18 protein-coding genes are annotated in these 13,750 nt (G+C 73.4%); 7 read left to right on the top strand and 11 right to left on the bottom strand.

What is annotated here, in order from left to right:
* The first annotated feature begins 7 nt into the window (after positions 1 to 7).
* From JCO01S_RS07990 to JCO01S_RS07980, 3 genes are read left to right on the top strand one after another with little or no spacing between them, the layout of a single operon-like run.
* On the top strand, positions 8 to 697 hold the full coding sequence (locus JCO01S_RS07990; protein ID WP_068253467.1) for a lysophospholipid acyltransferase family protein: 690 nt from the start codon (positions 8 to 10) through the stop codon (positions 695 to 697).
* Positions 698 to 752: 55 nt separating this feature from the next.
* Positions 753 to 2,087: a Mur ligase family protein gene (locus JCO01S_RS07985; protein WP_068253465.1), complete on the top strand. Its 1,335-nt coding sequence runs from the start codon at positions 753 to 755 to the stop codon at positions 2,085 to 2,087.
* Positions 2,084 to 2,881 (top strand): type 1 glutamine amidotransferase, encoded by a 798-nt coding sequence (locus JCO01S_RS07980; RefSeq protein ID WP_245634368.1) that lies wholly within the window; start codon positions 2,084 to 2,086, stop codon positions 2,879 to 2,881. Before JCO01S_RS07985 ends, JCO01S_RS07980 begins: the two co-directional genes overlap by 4 nt.
* Positions 2,882 to 2,888: 7 nt before the next feature.
* On the opposite strand, the gene JCO01S_RS07975 is transcribed toward JCO01S_RS07980, so the two are convergent.
* Positions 2,889 to 3,923, bottom strand: coding sequence for a lysylphosphatidylglycerol synthase transmembrane domain-containing protein (locus tag JCO01S_RS07975; RefSeq protein ID WP_068253463.1), 1,035 nt, complete (start codon positions 3,921 to 3,923; stop codon positions 2,889 to 2,891).
* Positions 3,920 to 4,765: a PIG-L deacetylase family protein gene (locus JCO01S_RS07970; RefSeq protein WP_218002247.1), complete on the bottom strand. Its 846-nt coding sequence runs from the start codon at positions 4,763 to 4,765 to the stop codon at positions 3,920 to 3,922. Before JCO01S_RS07970 ends, JCO01S_RS07975 begins: the two co-directional genes overlap by 4 nt.
* A gap of 42 nt (positions 4,766 to 4,807) precedes the next feature.
* Here JCO01S_RS07970 and JCO01S_RS07965 point away from each other — a divergent pair, with 42 nt between their 5' ends.
* Genes JCO01S_RS07965 through JCO01S_RS07955 form a run of 3 tightly spaced genes read left to right on the top strand, consistent with a single transcriptional unit; the run spans position 4,808 to position 6,888 of the window.
* Positions 4,808 to 5,914, top strand: a complete 1,107-nt coding sequence (locus tag JCO01S_RS07965; RefSeq protein ID WP_068253460.1) for a glycosyltransferase family 4 protein — start codon at positions 4,808 to 4,810, stop codon at positions 5,912 to 5,914.
* Positions 5,911 to 6,528, top strand: coding sequence for an NUDIX hydrolase (locus JCO01S_RS07960; RefSeq protein WP_068253456.1), 618 nt, complete (start codon positions 5,911 to 5,913; stop codon positions 6,526 to 6,528). Before JCO01S_RS07965 ends, JCO01S_RS07960 begins: the two co-directional genes overlap by 4 nt.
* A gap of 24 nt (positions 6,529 to 6,552) precedes the next feature.
* Positions 6,553 to 6,888 (top strand): hypothetical protein, encoded by a 336-nt coding sequence (locus JCO01S_RS07955; protein ID WP_068253453.1) that lies wholly within the window; start codon positions 6,553 to 6,555, stop codon positions 6,886 to 6,888.
* A 48-nt stretch (positions 6,889 to 6,936) separates the two neighbouring features.
* On the opposite strand, the gene JCO01S_RS07950 is transcribed toward JCO01S_RS07955, so the two are convergent.
* From JCO01S_RS07950 to JCO01S_RS07935, 6 genes are all read right to left on the bottom strand, one after another.
* Positions 6,937 to 7,860, bottom strand: coding sequence for a type IV toxin-antitoxin system AbiEi family antitoxin domain-containing protein (locus JCO01S_RS07950; protein ID WP_068253450.1), 924 nt, complete (start codon positions 7,858 to 7,860; stop codon positions 6,937 to 6,939).
* A 142-nt stretch (positions 7,861 to 8,002) separates the two neighbouring features.
* The gene (locus tag JCO01S_RS07945; RefSeq protein WP_068253447.1) at positions 8,003 to 8,989 is read right to left on the bottom strand and encodes a quinone oxidoreductase family protein; all 987 of its coding nucleotides are present in this window, start codon (positions 8,987 to 8,989) and stop codon (positions 8,003 to 8,005) included.
* A gap of 21 nt (positions 8,990 to 9,010) precedes the next feature.
* The gene (locus JCO01S_RS07940) at positions 9,011 to 9,841 is read right to left on the bottom strand and encodes a uracil-DNA glycosylase (RefSeq protein ID WP_068253443.1); all 831 of its coding nucleotides are present in this window, start codon (positions 9,839 to 9,841) and stop codon (positions 9,011 to 9,013) included.
* A 31-nt stretch (positions 9,842 to 9,872) separates the two neighbouring features.
* Positions 9,873 to 9,983, bottom strand: a complete 111-nt coding sequence (locus JCO01S_RS16425; protein WP_369407286.1) for a hypothetical protein — start codon at positions 9,981 to 9,983, stop codon at positions 9,873 to 9,875.
* 29 nt (positions 9,984 to 10,012) lie between these two features.
* The gene (locus JCO01S_RS15895) at positions 10,013 to 10,168 is read right to left on the bottom strand and encodes a type II toxin-antitoxin system RelE/ParE family toxin (RefSeq protein WP_169796913.1); all 156 of its coding nucleotides are present in this window, start codon (positions 10,166 to 10,168) and stop codon (positions 10,013 to 10,015) included.
* Positions 10,165 to 10,425, bottom strand: a complete 261-nt coding sequence (locus JCO01S_RS07935) for a ribbon-helix-helix protein, CopG family (protein ID WP_068253441.1) — start codon at positions 10,423 to 10,425, stop codon at positions 10,165 to 10,167. The genes JCO01S_RS15895 and JCO01S_RS07935 overlap by 4 nt, the downstream gene beginning before the upstream one ends.
* 79 nt (positions 10,426 to 10,504) lie before the next feature.
* On the opposite strand from JCO01S_RS07935, the gene JCO01S_RS07930 reads away from it, so the two are divergent.
* A complete protein-coding gene (locus JCO01S_RS07930) occupies positions 10,505 to 10,831 on the top strand; it encodes a TfoX/Sxy family protein (protein WP_068253439.1) in 327 nt (108 codons plus the stop codon).
* Here JCO01S_RS07930 and ligD read toward each other — a convergent pair.
* The 3 genes from ligD to JCO01S_RS07915 are packed head-to-tail and all read right to left on the bottom strand — an operon-like array spanning position 10,828 to position 13,698.
* Positions 10,828 to 11,781 (bottom strand): non-homologous end-joining DNA ligase, encoded by a 954-nt coding sequence (gene ligD, locus JCO01S_RS07925; RefSeq protein ID WP_068253436.1) that lies wholly within the window; start codon positions 11,779 to 11,781, stop codon positions 10,828 to 10,830. The two genes, JCO01S_RS07930 and ligD, sit on opposite strands and share 4 nt — an antisense overlap.
* Before the next feature lie 16 nt (positions 11,782 to 11,797).
* Positions 11,798 to 12,391, bottom strand: coding sequence for a GNAT family N-acetyltransferase (locus tag JCO01S_RS07920; protein WP_068253433.1), 594 nt, complete (start codon positions 12,389 to 12,391; stop codon positions 11,798 to 11,800).
* A gap of 38 nt (positions 12,392 to 12,429) precedes the next feature.
* Positions 12,430 to 13,698 (bottom strand): MFS transporter, encoded by a 1,269-nt coding sequence (locus JCO01S_RS07915; RefSeq protein WP_068253428.1) that lies wholly within the window; start codon positions 13,696 to 13,698, stop codon positions 12,430 to 12,432.
* Positions 13,699 to 13,750 lie beyond the last annotated feature (52 nt).

The raw sequence follows: 13,750 nt of genomic DNA, 5'->3' as shown, positions 1-13,750 counted from the left end.
TGGCCACGTGCCAAGCAGCCCCGCGACCAGAGTCGGCGAGTGGCTCCTGCGCAGGGTCCTCGTCGGACCGCCGCTGCGCGCCTACCTGCGCCTCACGGTGGAGGGGCGGGAGCACGTGCCGGCCACCGGACCGCTCATCATCGCCAGCAACCACCGCAGCTTCGTGGACTCGATGGTCATCCCGCTCGCGGCCGGCCGCAAGGTCGGCTTCCTCGGCAAGGCGGAGTACATCGAGGGCGACGGGCTGACCGGCTGGGCAAAGCGGCTCTGGTTCGGCGAGTTCGGCGGCATGATCCCCGTCGACCGCGAGGATCCCCGCGCCGCCGCCCGGTCCCTCGAGCTGGCCGAGGCGCACGTCCTCTCCGGAGGCGCCTTCGGCATCTACCCCGAGGGCACGCGCAGCCGCGACGGCCGACTGCACAAGGGCCGTACCGGCGTGGGTCGCCTCGTCGTGAGCACCGAGGCGCCCGTGGTCCCGTGCGCCGTCACCGGGACCGAGCGGGTCCAGCCGGTCGGCTCCAAGGGGTGGCGACCGTACCGGGTCACGGTGCGCTTCGGCCCGCCGGTGGACGTCGCCCCCCTTCGCCGGGAGCACGTCAAGGCCCGCCTGCACCGCGTGATCACCGACGCGGTCATGGACGAGGTCGCCGCGCGCACCGACCAGGAGCGCAGCAGCGAGTACGCGGACCGCGGATAGCCTCTGCGGGCGGCCGAGACACGGGAGCGACCCGCCCGGCGGTTAGGGTGATCCGGTGCTGAGAACCACGATCGCCGCCCTGGCCGGCAAGGCCGCCCGCCGTGCTGCCCGACTGCGCGGTGGCGGGTCCGGGGGCTCGGCGCTGCCCGGCCTCGTGGCGGAGAAGATCGACCCCGGCTTCCTCGGGAACACCCTCGGCGGGATGCCGGACGGGATCGTCGTCGTCTCCGGGACCAACGGCAAGACGACGACGACGAAGATGCTCGTCGCGATCATGCGCGCCCACGGCAAGCGGGTCTTCACCAACCCCACCGGCAGCAACTTCACCCGCGGGGTCATCTCCGCGATGCTGCCGGAGCTGTCGGGGCGCTCAGGAGGGCTGGACGCCGACATCGCGATCCTCGAGCTCGACGAGGCCCACGCCCTGCACTTCGGCCGGGCGGTCGCGCCGACCCACGCGCTGCTGCTCAACGTCGCCCGGGACCAGCTGGACCGTTTCGCCGAGATCGACCAGACCGCCGGCCTGCTCACCACCCTCGCCTCCATGACGACGAAGGGGGTCGTGCTCAACCGCGACGACCCCTACGTCAACCGCATCGCCTCGACGCTCGGCGCGGGCATCGGCGTCGGCTGGTTCGGGCTCGGGGAGTCCGTCGGCCACCGGATCGAGGAGCTCCAGGAGCACGACGCCCGGGCCCACGAGGACTGGAGCCCGCCGCCCGCCGGACTCGGCGACGCGCTGCTCGACCCCGTCGACGACACGCAGCTGGTCGTGCGCCTCGGCCCCGACGCCGTCGGCCCGGTCACCCTCCGCCAGCGTGGTCTCGCCGCGATGATCAACGCCACGGCCGCCACCGCCACCGCCCGGATGCTCCTCGGTGGGGCCTTCGACGTCGCCGCCGCCGAGCAGGCGCTGCGCACGGTGGCGCCCCCCTTCGGCCGGGGTGAGGTGATCGACGTCGACGGGACGCCGCTGGAGCTGGTGCTCGTGAAGAACCCCGCAGGCTTCACCGTGGCCCTCGGCACCTACGAGTCCACGCCGGCCGCGACGATGATCGCCATCAACGACGACTACGCCGACGGTCGCGACGTCTCCTGGCTCTACGACGTCAGCTTCGAGTCGCTGCGGGAGAAGGGGGTCGCCCTCACCAGCGGCGTCCGCGGCTGGGACATGGCACTGCGCCTGGACTACGACGACGTGCCGGTCGGTGGGACCGAGGTCGACCTCGCGGCCGCGCTGGAGCGCTTCCTCGCCGAGCACCGCGGGGAGCCGAAGCGGATCTTCACCAGCTACACCGCCATGCTCACCCTCCGCCGTCTGCTGGGGGAGCGCTACGACCTGCCGGAGATGGGCGTCGACGCCCCCGGGACGAAGGGAGCGGATGCGTGAACGACGCCCGTGACGTGACCATCCTCGGCGAGCCGGAGCGCTCCGACCGACCGGCCCGACCCGGCCGGGAGGGCAAGGGCGAGATCCACCTCGTGCACATGTACCCCCGCGAGATGAGCATCTACGGCGACCTGGGCAACACCCGCTGCCTCGCGGCGCGGATCCGGCGGCACGGGTACGCACCCGTCGTCCACCAGCACCACCCCGGCGACGAGCTGCCCGAGCAGGTCCACCTCCTCGTCGGTGGCGGTGGCCAGGACTCCGGCCAGGTCACCGTCGAGGAGGACCTGGCACGGGTCGGCGACCGGCTGCGCTCCCTCGCCGACGACGGCGTGGCGATGCTGATGATCTGCGGCATGTACCAGCTGCTCGGGCAGACCTTCACCACCGTGGGCGGGCGGCAGCTGCCCGGGCTGGGGCTCTTCGACGTGACCACCCTGGGCGGCGAGGAGCGGATGATCGGGCCGATCGTGCTCAGCACCGACTTCGGGGACGTCGTCGGCTACGAGAACCACTCCGGTGCCACCACGCGCGGGGCGGGGCAGGCCCCCTTCGGCACGGTCCGGCACGGGCGGGGCAACGACGGCAGCGACGGGACCGAGGGGGCGATCACCGGCCACGCCATCGGCTCCTACCTGCACGGCCCGATCCTGCCGGCGAACCCTGCCGTCGCCGACGCGCTCATCGGGTGGGCCGCCGAGGCCAGCACCGGGCGGGAATTCGAGCCGGAGCCGCTGGACGACGAGGTCGCCCGGCAGGCCCGGACCCGGCAGATCGCACGGCTGCTGGGCTGACGGCGACTCAGCTCTCGACCCGGGCGACCTCCCGCTCACTCGCGCGGGGCATCACGCTCCACGCCAGCCACCCGAGCGCGCCGAGCGGCACCTCCATGAGGTGGCTGAAGATCGAGAAGATCACCACTCCCGCCAGTGCCGAGGCCGGGTCGGCGCCCCACGCGACCAGCGCCGCCGTCGTGCCGGCCTCCGTCACGCCCAGGCCCCCCGGGGTGACGCCGACGGCGGTGAGCAGGCGCCCCAGGGCGTACGCGGCGAAGAGCTGCCCGTGCGAGAGCTCCACCCCGGTCACGGCAGTGCACAGCACGAAGAGCAGGTAGTAGATCCCGAAGAAGCCGGCCATCCCGAGGGTCATGGGAAGCCACCCGGTGCGCACCGTCTCGGCGGTCTGTCGCCGCAGCCGGACCAGCGCCCGGGTCGCGCCGTCGGTGTGCCCGGGGCGCAGCACCCGCACGCCGCGGTCGACGAGGCCGCCGACCACGTGCGACCCGCGGTCGCTGACCGTCGCCAGGGTGGCGACCACCACGACGACGAGGCCGGATCCGATCGCGGCCCAGGCGGCGTCGCGCATGGAGGCGGGCAGGTCGTTCGCGCTCAGGGACAGGCCGGCCACGGCGATGACCGGCAGCACGACCCGGGCGAGGACGTTCCAGACCCCCGTGACGACGGCCATCGTCGTCACGCGGGCGAGATCGAAGCCCCAGGACCGGGCGATCGAGTAGGTCGCGGCCAGGCCGACCGCACCACCGCCGGGCAGCATGTTCGAGACGGAGGAGCCGCACACGTTGAGGACGAGCGCGCGGGTGTGGCTCAGTCCCGGCATCGCGCCGGTCATGACGAAGGTGTAGGAGTACAGCCCGAGCACCTCGAGGACGAGGAAGAGCGCCAGCTGCCACCCCGTGACCCGCCCCAGCACGGCGAAGACCTCGCTCCACGAGGTCTGGGCGAAGAAGGGCAGACCCCACACGAGCAGCACGACGGCCAGCCCGAGCCCGAGGACGACCTGCAGCGGGCGGGCCCAACGGCGGGTGGGTGCGCTCATGTCGCCACCTCGAAGACGTCCGTGGCGGGGTGGCCGGTCCGCTCCGCCCCCGGCTCGACGAACCACTCCCGGCCGAGGACGAGACCGAAGAGCGGCCACGGCAGGCGGGAGAGGACCCCGAGAGTGCGGTCCCCCTCGCCGCCGGAGGCCTGGCTCGCGTGGGCACGCATCGCCGCGCGCTTCGCCCGGGCGTGGCGCCGCACCGGGACCCGGTGGGTGATCCGGCTGCGCGGTGAGTAGGCGGTGTCGAAGGAGGAGCGGTCGAAGTCCGGCGGGAAGCGGTAGACCTTCATCGCCAGATCGATCCCGCGTCCGATGAGCTCGCGCGGGACGGTCGCCCACAGCACGCGGACGTCCCTGCCCTGCTCGCGAGCAAGCTCCGCTGCGCGGGCGCCGACCTCGTGCACCCGCACGTGGTCGCGGTGCCCGTAGCCACCAGCCGGGTCGTAGGTCGTGAGCACGTCCGCCGACTCCTCGAGCAGCACCGTCGCGAGCGCCCGAGCGGCCTCGTCGACCGGCACCCGCACGAAGCGCCGGCCACCCGGCGGGTCCGGGAAGACCTCGGGACCCGAGCCGCTATCGGCGTAACCGAGTCGCACGGTCCGGGCCACGCCGAGCGCGGCGGCGCTCGCGGCCAGCTCCCGGCTCCTCGTCGCGGCCAGGGCGTCCCCCTTCGCGCCGTGGGCGGACTCGTCGGCCAGGCCGAGGGCACCGTCGGTGGCGACGACGAGCACGACCCGGTGGCCGCGGGCGGCGGCAGCAGCCATGGTCCCGGCGGTCAGCAGTGCCTCGTCGTCGGGATGGGCGTGGAAGACCACGAGAGTCTGCGGGTGCTCGGCCACGGCGCTCAGGATGGCACACGACCCCGTGACACCCTTGGAGCCGTGAAGGTCGCCATGCTCTCGGACTGCTACCCGCCGCGCACCGGTGGGATCGAGTCGCAGGTGGGCGACCTCGCGGCCCGGTTGCGCCGCGCGGGCCACGAGACGGAGGTCTTCACCGCGACACCGGGGGCGAAGGGGGAGCACGCCGGCGCCATCGACGTGGTCGGCGGAGTGCCGGTGCACCGCATGGCTCTGCCTCCCGCGGTGGGGGTGCCGGTGAACCCGTGGGCGGTGCCGGAGGTGACCCGCCGGTTGGTCGAGGGCGGCTTCGACGTGGCGCACGTGCACGTGGGGGTGGTGTCCCCCTTCGCCTGGGACACGGCGGGGGTGGCCACACGGGTCGGGCTGCCGACCGCGTTGACCTGGCACTGCCTGCTGGACCGGACCGCGCCGCTGCAGGCGCCGTGGGTGCGTCGGTGGGTGCGCCGGGGCGCCGTGCTGTCGGCGGTCTCCGCGGTGGCGGCGCAGGGTGTCGCCCGCGCCGCCGACGGCGCCCGGGTCGCGGTGCTGCCCAACGGGATCGATCCGCTGGACTGGCCGGTCGGTCCGGTGCGTGGTGCCTCGCGACCGGTGCGGCTGGTCGCGGTCACCCGGCTTGCTCCCCGCAAGCGTGTCCTGGGGCTGCTGGACGTCGTCGCGCGGGCCCGGGGTCGGCTGGGGGAGGGCGCGTTCTCGCTCGAGGTCCTCGGTGGTGGGCCGCTGGAACCCTTGCTGCGCAGCAGGATCCGTGCGCTGGGGCTGGAGGGGACAGTGGTGCTGCGGGGTCGGGTGGAGCGCGCCGTGGTGGCGCGGATGCATCGGGAGGCCGACGGCTTCGTCTCGGCGACGCGGCTGGAGGCCTTCGGCATCGCGGCGTTGGAGGCGCGCACCGCCGGACTGCCGGTGATCGCCCGGGCGGACTCCGGCACGGCGGACGTCGTGACCCACGGGGTGTCCGGGCTGCTCGCCGGCGATGACGACGGGCTCGTCGATGCACTCGTGCGGTTCGTCGCCGACCGGACGCTGCGCGACCGGCTGGCCCGGCACAACGTGAGTACGCCACCGGCGCAGACCTGGGACCGGGTGATCGGGCAGGTGCTCGCCGAGTACGGGAGGGCCGGGGCATGACGGACGTGGTGATCACCGACGGCCGGCGCTCCTGGCCGCTGCCGCACGGGCTGGACCCGACGGACGTGCTCGCCGCCCACGGTCTGGTCGGCGAGCCGGTGGGGTCGGGGCGGGACGGGCACGGTCGGGTGGCCGTGCGCTATGAGGTGCGGGAGGTCGGCGAACCCGTCGCGGTCACGCCGCCGGAGCCGACCGGCCCGCGACAGCAGCGTCTCGGCGCCTACGCACTCGTCGTCGATCGGGGGTGCCTGCTGCTGTCCCGACTGGCCGGGCACGTGCCCGGGGTCGGCGGTCTGTGGACGCTGCCGGGCGGGGGCGTCGAGCCGGGTGAGGGGCCCGTCGAGGCCACGGTCCGCGAGGTGTGGGAGGAGGCCGGGCAGGAGGTCCTCGTCGAGGGGCTCGTGCAGGTGCAGACCGCGCACTGGGCCGGTGAGGGCGAGGACTTCCACGCGGTGCGGCTCATCCACCGGGCGCGGTGCCCGCACCCGCGGCCGGCCCGCGTCACCGAGGTCGACGGGTCCACCGGTGAGGCGGCGTGGGTCCCGTTCGACGAGGTGTCGTCGCTGCCGCAGACGGGGATGATCGCCCCCGCAGTGCGATTCGTGGGGGCGTGAGCGGCTCGCCTACGGTTGGCAGTCATGGAGACCCTGCGCATCGTCCTCTACGTCCTGCACATGATCGCGATGATCGCCATCGTCATCAGCCCGCCGATCCCCGGGAGCGGCCACCGTGTCCAGGCGTGGGCGGCCCGTGCGCAGCTGATCCTCGGTCTGCTCCTCACGGGCATCGCCGAGGCCGGTGACGACCCGGTCAACCACGCGAAGATCGGCACCAAGCTCGTCGTCATGATCGCCGTGCTCGCCTGCGCCGAGATCGGCAACGCCAAGGACAAGCGCGGGGAGAACGGCACGGCGCTCGCCTGGACCGCCGCCGGGCTCGCGGTCGTCAACGCCGCCATCGCCTTCCTGTGGTGAGCTGACGTCCGCGTCACGGCGTGGCAGCCGTGCACTTCGCACGGCAGTTCAGGCGCTGACCGTCGATGGAACCGCCATTCCTCGTGGCAGCGAGAGCGAACCGCAGTGCGACATGCCGGCTCGCTGACGGACCACCCAGGCGATGACCTCCATGACCCAGTCGGGGTCGAACATCACGTGCTCCCACGCGAAGCGGAGCACGAGCCACCCGGCGAGGATCATCTCGTCGTAGCGGCGGCAATCGCGGCGCACGTCTGCCCGGGTCTTGTGGAACTCGTGGCTGTCCGCCTCCAGAGCGATCCGCAGCTCGGGGCAGCCGACGTCCGCGTGCCGCACTGCGCCGCCGCGCAGTCGGACCTCGGCCTGCGCCTGCCAGATCCTCCCGCTCGCCCCGATCGCGAGGGCCCGCAGCCCCGACTCGAAGGGGTTGGCCGCCAGCGACGTGGCCTCCTCCAGCGCGAGGGTGGCTCGAGCCCTGCCGGTTCTCGGGAGGGAAGGGATCGCTCGAGACAGCTCGTCAGTGGTCACGTGGCCCGCGCGGAGGGCGGAGTCCGCGACCGCCAGCGACTCGGGGAGGTCGAGATCGCGGGCGCTGTCGATGACCGTCCGCATCGGGGTGGTCGCGGGCCCCTCGTCCGGGTGCCCGGTCAGGTCCCGGTAGCGCACGGTGCAGCGGGGCCTCCGAGGGATCCGGCGGTGGCGGTCGGCCACCATCTCGGGCTCGTCCGGTGGATGCAGCACGCCCCAGCCGTGGTGGAGCGCTGCAGTCCGGTGGCTGAGGAGCACCCCCAGCTCGGCGGCAGTGGCCAGGGCCTCGTCCTCGATGGGCAGCGTGTAGGTCCCGCGGCGGGGTCGCACGATCTCGCCGGAGCGCAGCGCTGCGTCCAGCGCGTGCCGGGTCATCACCTCCAGCAGGTCCTGACGCGTGGCTGCGCCTGCGTGCTGGGCGATGATGAGGGTCGCGATGGTCATCCCGACACCCTGCCGACCTTCGCCGCGTCGTGCTCCGCGTTGTCCACAGGGGCACTCCGTGCGGCAGTTCGCCGGTTCGACGCGCGCTCCGGCCCATGTTCTCGTACCGAGCGGGCCGAACTGCCGTGCGACGTGCTGAAGGTCAGGGGATGAGCAGCAGCTTGCCCGTCGACTGCCGGCCTTCCAGCGCCCGGTAGGCCTCGGCCGCCTCGGCGAAGGGGTACCGCCCACCGATCGCGACGTCGACCCGCCCGGCGTCGATGTCGTCAAAGAGCTCCCGTCCGCGCAGCATCAGCTCCTCCCGCTCGGCGATGAAGTGCGCGAGGCTGGGTCGGGTGACGAAGAGGGAGCCCCCGGAGTTCAGGCGCTGCAGGTCGAAGGGGGGCACCTGCCCGGACGCACCGCCGAAGAGGACCATGGTCCCGCGGGGGCGCAGCGAGGCGAGGGAGTCGTCGAAGGTGGCCTTCCCGACGCCGTCGTAGGCGACGTCGACCCCCTTCGCGCCGAGACGCTCGGCGGCCTCGCGCACGGCCCCGGCCAGGTCCTCGGTCTCGGCGTAGTCGATCGTCTCGGCGGCGCCGCGGGAGCGGGCGATCTCCAGCTTGGCGTGCGACCCGGCGGTCGCGACGACGTGGCCACCGCGGTTCACGATCATCTGGGTCAGCAGCTGGCCGACCCCGCCGGCGGCCGCGTGCACGAGGGCGACCGTGCCCTCCTCGACGCGGTGCACGTCCGTGACCAGGGCATGGGCGGTCATGCCCTGCAGCGTCGCGGCGGCCGCGGTCTCCAGGTCGACGCCGTCGGGCACCGGCAGCAGCGCCCGGGAGTCGGCGAGGACCATCCCGGCGTGCAGACCGAGCGTCATCGACCACGCGACGCGGTCGCCCACGGTGACGGCCGCTCCCTCGCCGACCTCGCGCACCGTCCCCGCGGCCTCGAAGCCCTGCACGTACGGCGGATCGGTCGGGTAGATGCCCTCGCGCTGGTAGGCATCAATGAAGTTCACCCCCGCCGCGGCGACCTCGACGAGGGCCTCACCCGGCCCGGGCGAGGGGACCTCGCGCTCCTCGAGGGTGAGGACCTCCGGTCCTCCGTGCCGTGGGACGACGAGGGCAGTGGTGGTGGTCATGCACTCACCATATGGCCGTGGTCACAGCGAGGCGATGACCTGATCGAGCATCTCCTGGGTGAGCTTGCCGGTGAAGGTGTTCTGCTGGCTGACGTGGTAGCAGCCGACGAGGGCGACCTCGCGGCCCTCGGGGGTGCGCAGTGTCGCGCGGGCGCCGTGCCCGAACTTCGGCTTGGGCCGCGGCACCTCCCAGCCGGCGTGGCGCACCCCGGCGATCGTCGTGTCCCAGCCGATCGAGCCGAGGCACATGATCGAGCGCACGTGCGGTGCGCTGAGGGCGAGGTCGGCGTCGAGCCAGGGGGCGCAGGTGCGCTTCTCCTCGGTGGTCGGCTTGTTCTGCGGCGGGGCGCAGCGCACGGGCGCGATGATCCGCGCCCCGGTCAGCTCGAGCCCGTCGCCCGCGGCCCACGACTCGGGCTGGCTGGCGTAGCCCGCACGGTGCAGGGCGCCGTAGAGCCAGTCACCGGAGCGGTCCCCGGTGAAGTTGCGCCCGGTCCGGTTCGCGCCGTGTGCCGCGGGGGCCAGTCCGACGATGACGACCGGGGCGTCCACCGGCCCGACGGCGGGCACCGGTCTGCCCCAGTAGGGCTCGCCCGCGAAGGCGGCCCGCTTGGTCGTGGCGACCTCCTCCCGCCAGGCGACGAGGCGTGGGCAGGCGCGGCACACCGAGATGCGGGCACCGAGGTCCTCGGGGCCGAGCGCCCCCTTCGCCAACCGCCGCACCTGCGCGGGGGTCCGCGCGACGGGAGTCTCCGCGGTGGCCGCGTCGTCCGGCCACCCCGTGCCCGGCTCCACCGGCGAGGCGAAGGGGGTCCCCGTCACCGGGTGGGGGAGGAGGACGGGCTCGGGCACGCGGCCACGATAGACCGTGGCTCGGACCGACCTACGCCAACAGCTCGGAGCTCTGGTCCTGACGGGTGTGGAGGACTCGGACGATCACGAGGTCGGAGGCGTTCTCGACTCGGTGGAAGACCACGAACGGGAAGCGGCGCATTCGTGCTCGCCGCAGGTCCGGATAGCCCGCTACGGGGCGGCGCCGTGGGGGAAGGTGTGGATCCGCTCCATGACGAGATCGACGTCCGCGAGGAACTGTTCCCGCAGTGCAGGGGCAATGCTGGTGTAGTGATCGCCCGCATCGTGCAGGTCCGCGGCTGCGTGGCGGGTGAAGCGGATCCTCACTCGCGTGCGTGCAGTTGCCGACGCACCGTCTCCCAGTCGAGCCGGGTGCTTGCGTCGGACGCGTCTGCCTCGAGTGCCTCGAGGAGTTGGCGGCGTTCGCGGTCGGTGGGGCGGTAGACAGGTTCCCCGAAGTGGGTGCGCAACGCCTCTTGGGCGACTTCCGATCGACTGCGGTGTTCGATTGCTCGGGCTCGCTCGATCAGGTCGTACAACTCCTCCGGCAAGGTGACGGCAACCTTCCGAACCATCGTGGCCACCTCCTCAGTATGACGAAATCCTGCCGCTGCCCGCCGTCACGTGGGCCGAGCAGGCGACGGCGGCTGGCAGGCTGACCCCATGGCCATCGACGAGGAGGTGGCGAACCGGGTCCGCTCGGAGCTGTCCGACCGCGGGATCGAGTGGGAGGAGAAGCGCATGTTCGGGGCCCTGATCTTCATGGTTGGTGGGGCGATCGCCCTGGGCTGCCGCGGTGGCGGCGGCCTACTCGTGCGCGTCGACCCGTCCGAGAGCGAGGAGCTGCTGCGCGAGGCCGGACCGTGGTACGCCCAGGTCGCTCTCATGGGGGAGAAGGACATGGGGCCGAGCTGGCTCGATGTCTCACCGGATGCCGTCGAGGACGACGCGGGCCTGACCCACTGGGTGGACGCCGTGCTGCGCCGCTAGGGCTCGGGCGGTGCGTCCGCCTCGTCGCGCCCCGCCCACTCCAGCAGCGGTGTCAGGTCGTGGGCGACCTCGTCGATGCCCTCGTGCAGATCACCCAGCCGCGCGAAGCGCTCCGGCACCGTCGCGATCGTGCAGTCGCGCGGTTCGACGTCGGAGACCTCGTCCCACGTGATCGGGGTCGACACCGTTCCGTGCTCGTTCCCGCGCACGGAGTAGGCGGCGGCGATGGTGTGGTCGCGCGCGTTCTGGTTGTAGTCGACGAAGACCGCCGCCGGGTCCCGGTCCTTGCGCCACCACTCGGTCGTCACGTCCTGCGGCGCCCGCCGCTGCACCTCCCGCGCGAAGGCGAGCGCCGCCCTTCGCACGTCGCCGAACTCCCACCGCGGCTCGATCCGCACGTAGACGTGCAGCCCGGAACCGCCCGAGGTCTTGGGGTACCCGGTGATGCCGAGCTCGTCGAGGACCTCGTGGCAGACGCCGGCCACCCGCCGCACCCGGGCGAAGGGGGTCTGCGGCATCGGGTCGAGGTCGATCCGCCACTCGTCGGGCCGGTCGACGTCGGCGCGGCGGACGTTCCACGGGTGCAGCTCGACGGTGGACATCTGCACCGCCCAGATGATCTCGGCGACCTCGGTGGGGCACAGCTCGTCGGCGTGCAGGTCGTAGCGGGGGAAGTGCAGGCGGACCGTCGAGACCCAGTCCGGTGCCCCCTTCGGCAGCCGCTTCTGGTGCACCTTGGGGCCGGCCACCCCCTTCGGGAAGCGGTGCAGCATCGTCGGCCGATCCCGCAGCGCGCGGAGGATCCCGTCGCCGACCGCGAGGTAGTAGTGCGCCAGGTCCAGCTTCGTCTCGCCGCGGGCGGGGAAGTAGACCCGGTCGGGGGAGGAGATGCGCACGCGCCGGTCACCCACGTCCAGGTGGACGTCCTCGCCGTGCTGCCCGGCCGACATGCACCGAGCCTAGCCGTCAGACCAGCCGGACGCCGAAGGGTTGGTCCGACGGGGGAGTGGGGACCCAGTAGCGCCGCTTGCCGGCGCGCGAGTCCTCGTACTCGCCGCCGGCACCCTCGATGACGGCGCGGGAGGCGGCGTTGTCCTCGTCGCAGGTGATGAGCACCCGCTCCAGGCCCATCTCGTGCGCCATCTCCAGGGTCTGCCGCAGCGCCGTGCCCGCGTGCCCCTGCTGCCGCGCCGAGGGCCGCACGTAGTAGCCGATGTGCCCGCCCTGCTCCAGCAGGAAGTCGGTCAGCTCGTGCCGCAGCGAGATCGAGCCGACGTACTGGTCCTCCTCGTCGACGATCCACAGGTACGTGCACGGGACGCGGCCGCTCGGGCGCGGGGTCTCCGGCAGCTCCTCGGCCCGCCGGGTGCGCACCAGCCGGGCGAACTCCGCCGGGTCCTCGAGGCCCTCCCGCGTGAAGCGGTACCCCGCGAAGCCGGTGGCGTCGTCCGGCGACTGCTCCCACTCGCCGTCCCCGTCGCGGTGGGCACCGGCCATCTCGTCGACCGCCTCGAGGTAGGCGGGGTGGTAGCGGCGGTCGGGGCGGACGACGTGGGTCATGCCCCAACCCTAGGACGAAGGGGGAGCCCCTCCCGACCTCACGTGGCGGGGTCGACCGGCGCGGCGAACTCGCCCTCCGCGACCGGCTCCACCTGCTCCGGTGCCCGCAGCGTGCGCACGTCCCGGGAGAGCAGCGCGAGCAGGCAGGAGAGGACGATGACCCCGGAGCAGACGAGCAGTGCCGGCCGCGCGCCGAAGGCCGTCGCCGCCGGGCCCGCGAGCAGCACCCCGATCGGCCCGAGCACCATCGACCCGAAGGCGTCGTAGGAGGCGACCCGGGAGAGCGCCTCGGGCGGGACCTCCCGCTGCATCGCCGTCTGCCACAGCACGTTGAAGACGTCCATCCCCAGGCCCATGAGGAAGCCGCCGAGGACGATCACCGGCAGCGGTGCACCGAACCCGAGGAGCAGGTACGGCACCGCGGTCAGCCCGGTGAGCAGCACCCCGACGAGGATCGGACGACGGGGCCGGATCCGCAGTGCGATGACGACGCCGACGAGCATCCCGACGGCCTCACCGGTGAGGATCGCCGACCACGCGCCCGCGCCGCCGAGGTGCTCCTTGGCCACGACCGGGCCGAGGACGGTGTGCGCCCCCTGCCAGGCGAGCACGAGCAGCGCGAACTGCGCCACGACGACCCACAACCACTCCCGGGAGGCGAACTCCCGCCAGCCCTCGCGCAGCTCGCCGATGGCCGACGTGCCGCCGTCGCGCCCGGGTCTCGGGGTGGCACCGATCCGCCAGGCGAAGGTGGCGGCCCCGGCGTAGACGATCGCGGCACCGACGAGCGCCCACCCGGGCCCGACGAGGACGACGACCACGCCCGCGGAGACCAGCCCGGTGATCCGGGCGACGTTGGCGCCCACCGCGAGCAGGGCATTGGCCGGCTGCAGCCGGTCCCGTGGTGCGACCTCGGGCACGATCCCCGAGAGCACCGGCCAGACGACCGCACCGGCGAGGCCGGTGAGCACCGCGAAGCCACACAGCGCCGCGAGCGGCGCCCACCCGAGGAGCAGCATCGTCCCGATGCCGAGCCACCCGGTGAGCGAGAGGCACTCACCGACGAACATCACCAGTCGGCGCGGGTACCGGTCGGCGACCACGCCGCCGAGGAGCAGCCCGAGCACGTGGGGGACCGCCTCGCACGCGACGACGAGCGAGAGCGTGCCGGCGTCCCCGCCCGGGAGGTCCAGCACCCCGAAGGCCAGCGCCACCGGGGCGAAGGCCAGCCCGAGCATCGAGAGGGTCCGGGCGCCGAAGAGCGAGGCGAAGCGTCGCTCGCGCAGCAGACCCAGGTCATCGCGCATCGGACTCACCCGCGGCAGGCTATCGGTGCCCCGACGTAGGCTGGAGGGCGAG

Origin of the sequence: Janibacter corallicola NBRC 107790, assembly GCF_001570965.1 — a bacterium.
Classification (GTDB): Bacteria; Actinomycetota; Actinomycetes; order Actinomycetales; family Dermatophilaceae; genus Janibacter; species Janibacter corallicola.
Note: the sequence above shows the minus strand (reverse complement) of the source record. Positions and strands in the feature narration are given on the sequence as shown.

Bases quoted from the DNA above. Each gene is read 5' to 3' on its own strand.
- JCO01S_RS07975 (WP_068253463.1), bottom strand. From the start codon at position 3,923: ATGAGCGCACCCACCCGCCGTTGGGCCCGCCCGCTGCAGGTCGTCCTC.
- ligD (WP_068253436.1), bottom strand. From the start codon at position 11,781: ATGTCGGCCGGGCAGCACGGCGAGGACGTCCACCTGGACGTGGGTGAC.
- JCO01S_RS07930 (WP_068253439.1), top strand. From the start codon at position 10,505: ATGGCCATCGACGAGGAGGTGGCGAACCGGGTCCGCTCGGAGCTGTCC.
- JCO01S_RS16425 (WP_369407286.1), bottom strand. From the start codon at position 9,983: ATGCGCCGCTTCCCGTTCGTGGTCTTCCACCGAGTCGAGAACGCCTCC.
- JCO01S_RS07915 (WP_068253428.1), bottom strand. From the start codon at position 13,698: ATGCGCGATGACCTGGGTCTGCTGCGCGAGCGACGCTTCGCCTCGCTC.
- JCO01S_RS07920 (WP_068253433.1), bottom strand. From the start codon at position 12,391: ATGACCCACGTCGTCCGCCCCGACCGCCGCTACCACCCCGCCTACCTC.
- JCO01S_RS07960 (WP_068253456.1), top strand. From the start codon at position 5,911: ATGACGGACGTGGTGATCACCGACGGCCGGCGCTCCTGGCCGCTGCCG.
- JCO01S_RS07955 (WP_068253453.1), top strand. From the start codon at position 6,553: ATGGAGACCCTGCGCATCGTCCTCTACGTCCTGCACATGATCGCGATG.
- JCO01S_RS07950 (WP_068253450.1), bottom strand. From the start codon at position 7,860: ATGACCATCGCGACCCTCATCATCGCCCAGCACGCAGGCGCAGCCACG.
- JCO01S_RS07945 (WP_068253447.1), bottom strand. From the start codon at position 8,989: ATGACCACCACCACTGCCCTCGTCGTCCCACGGCACGGAGGACCGGAG.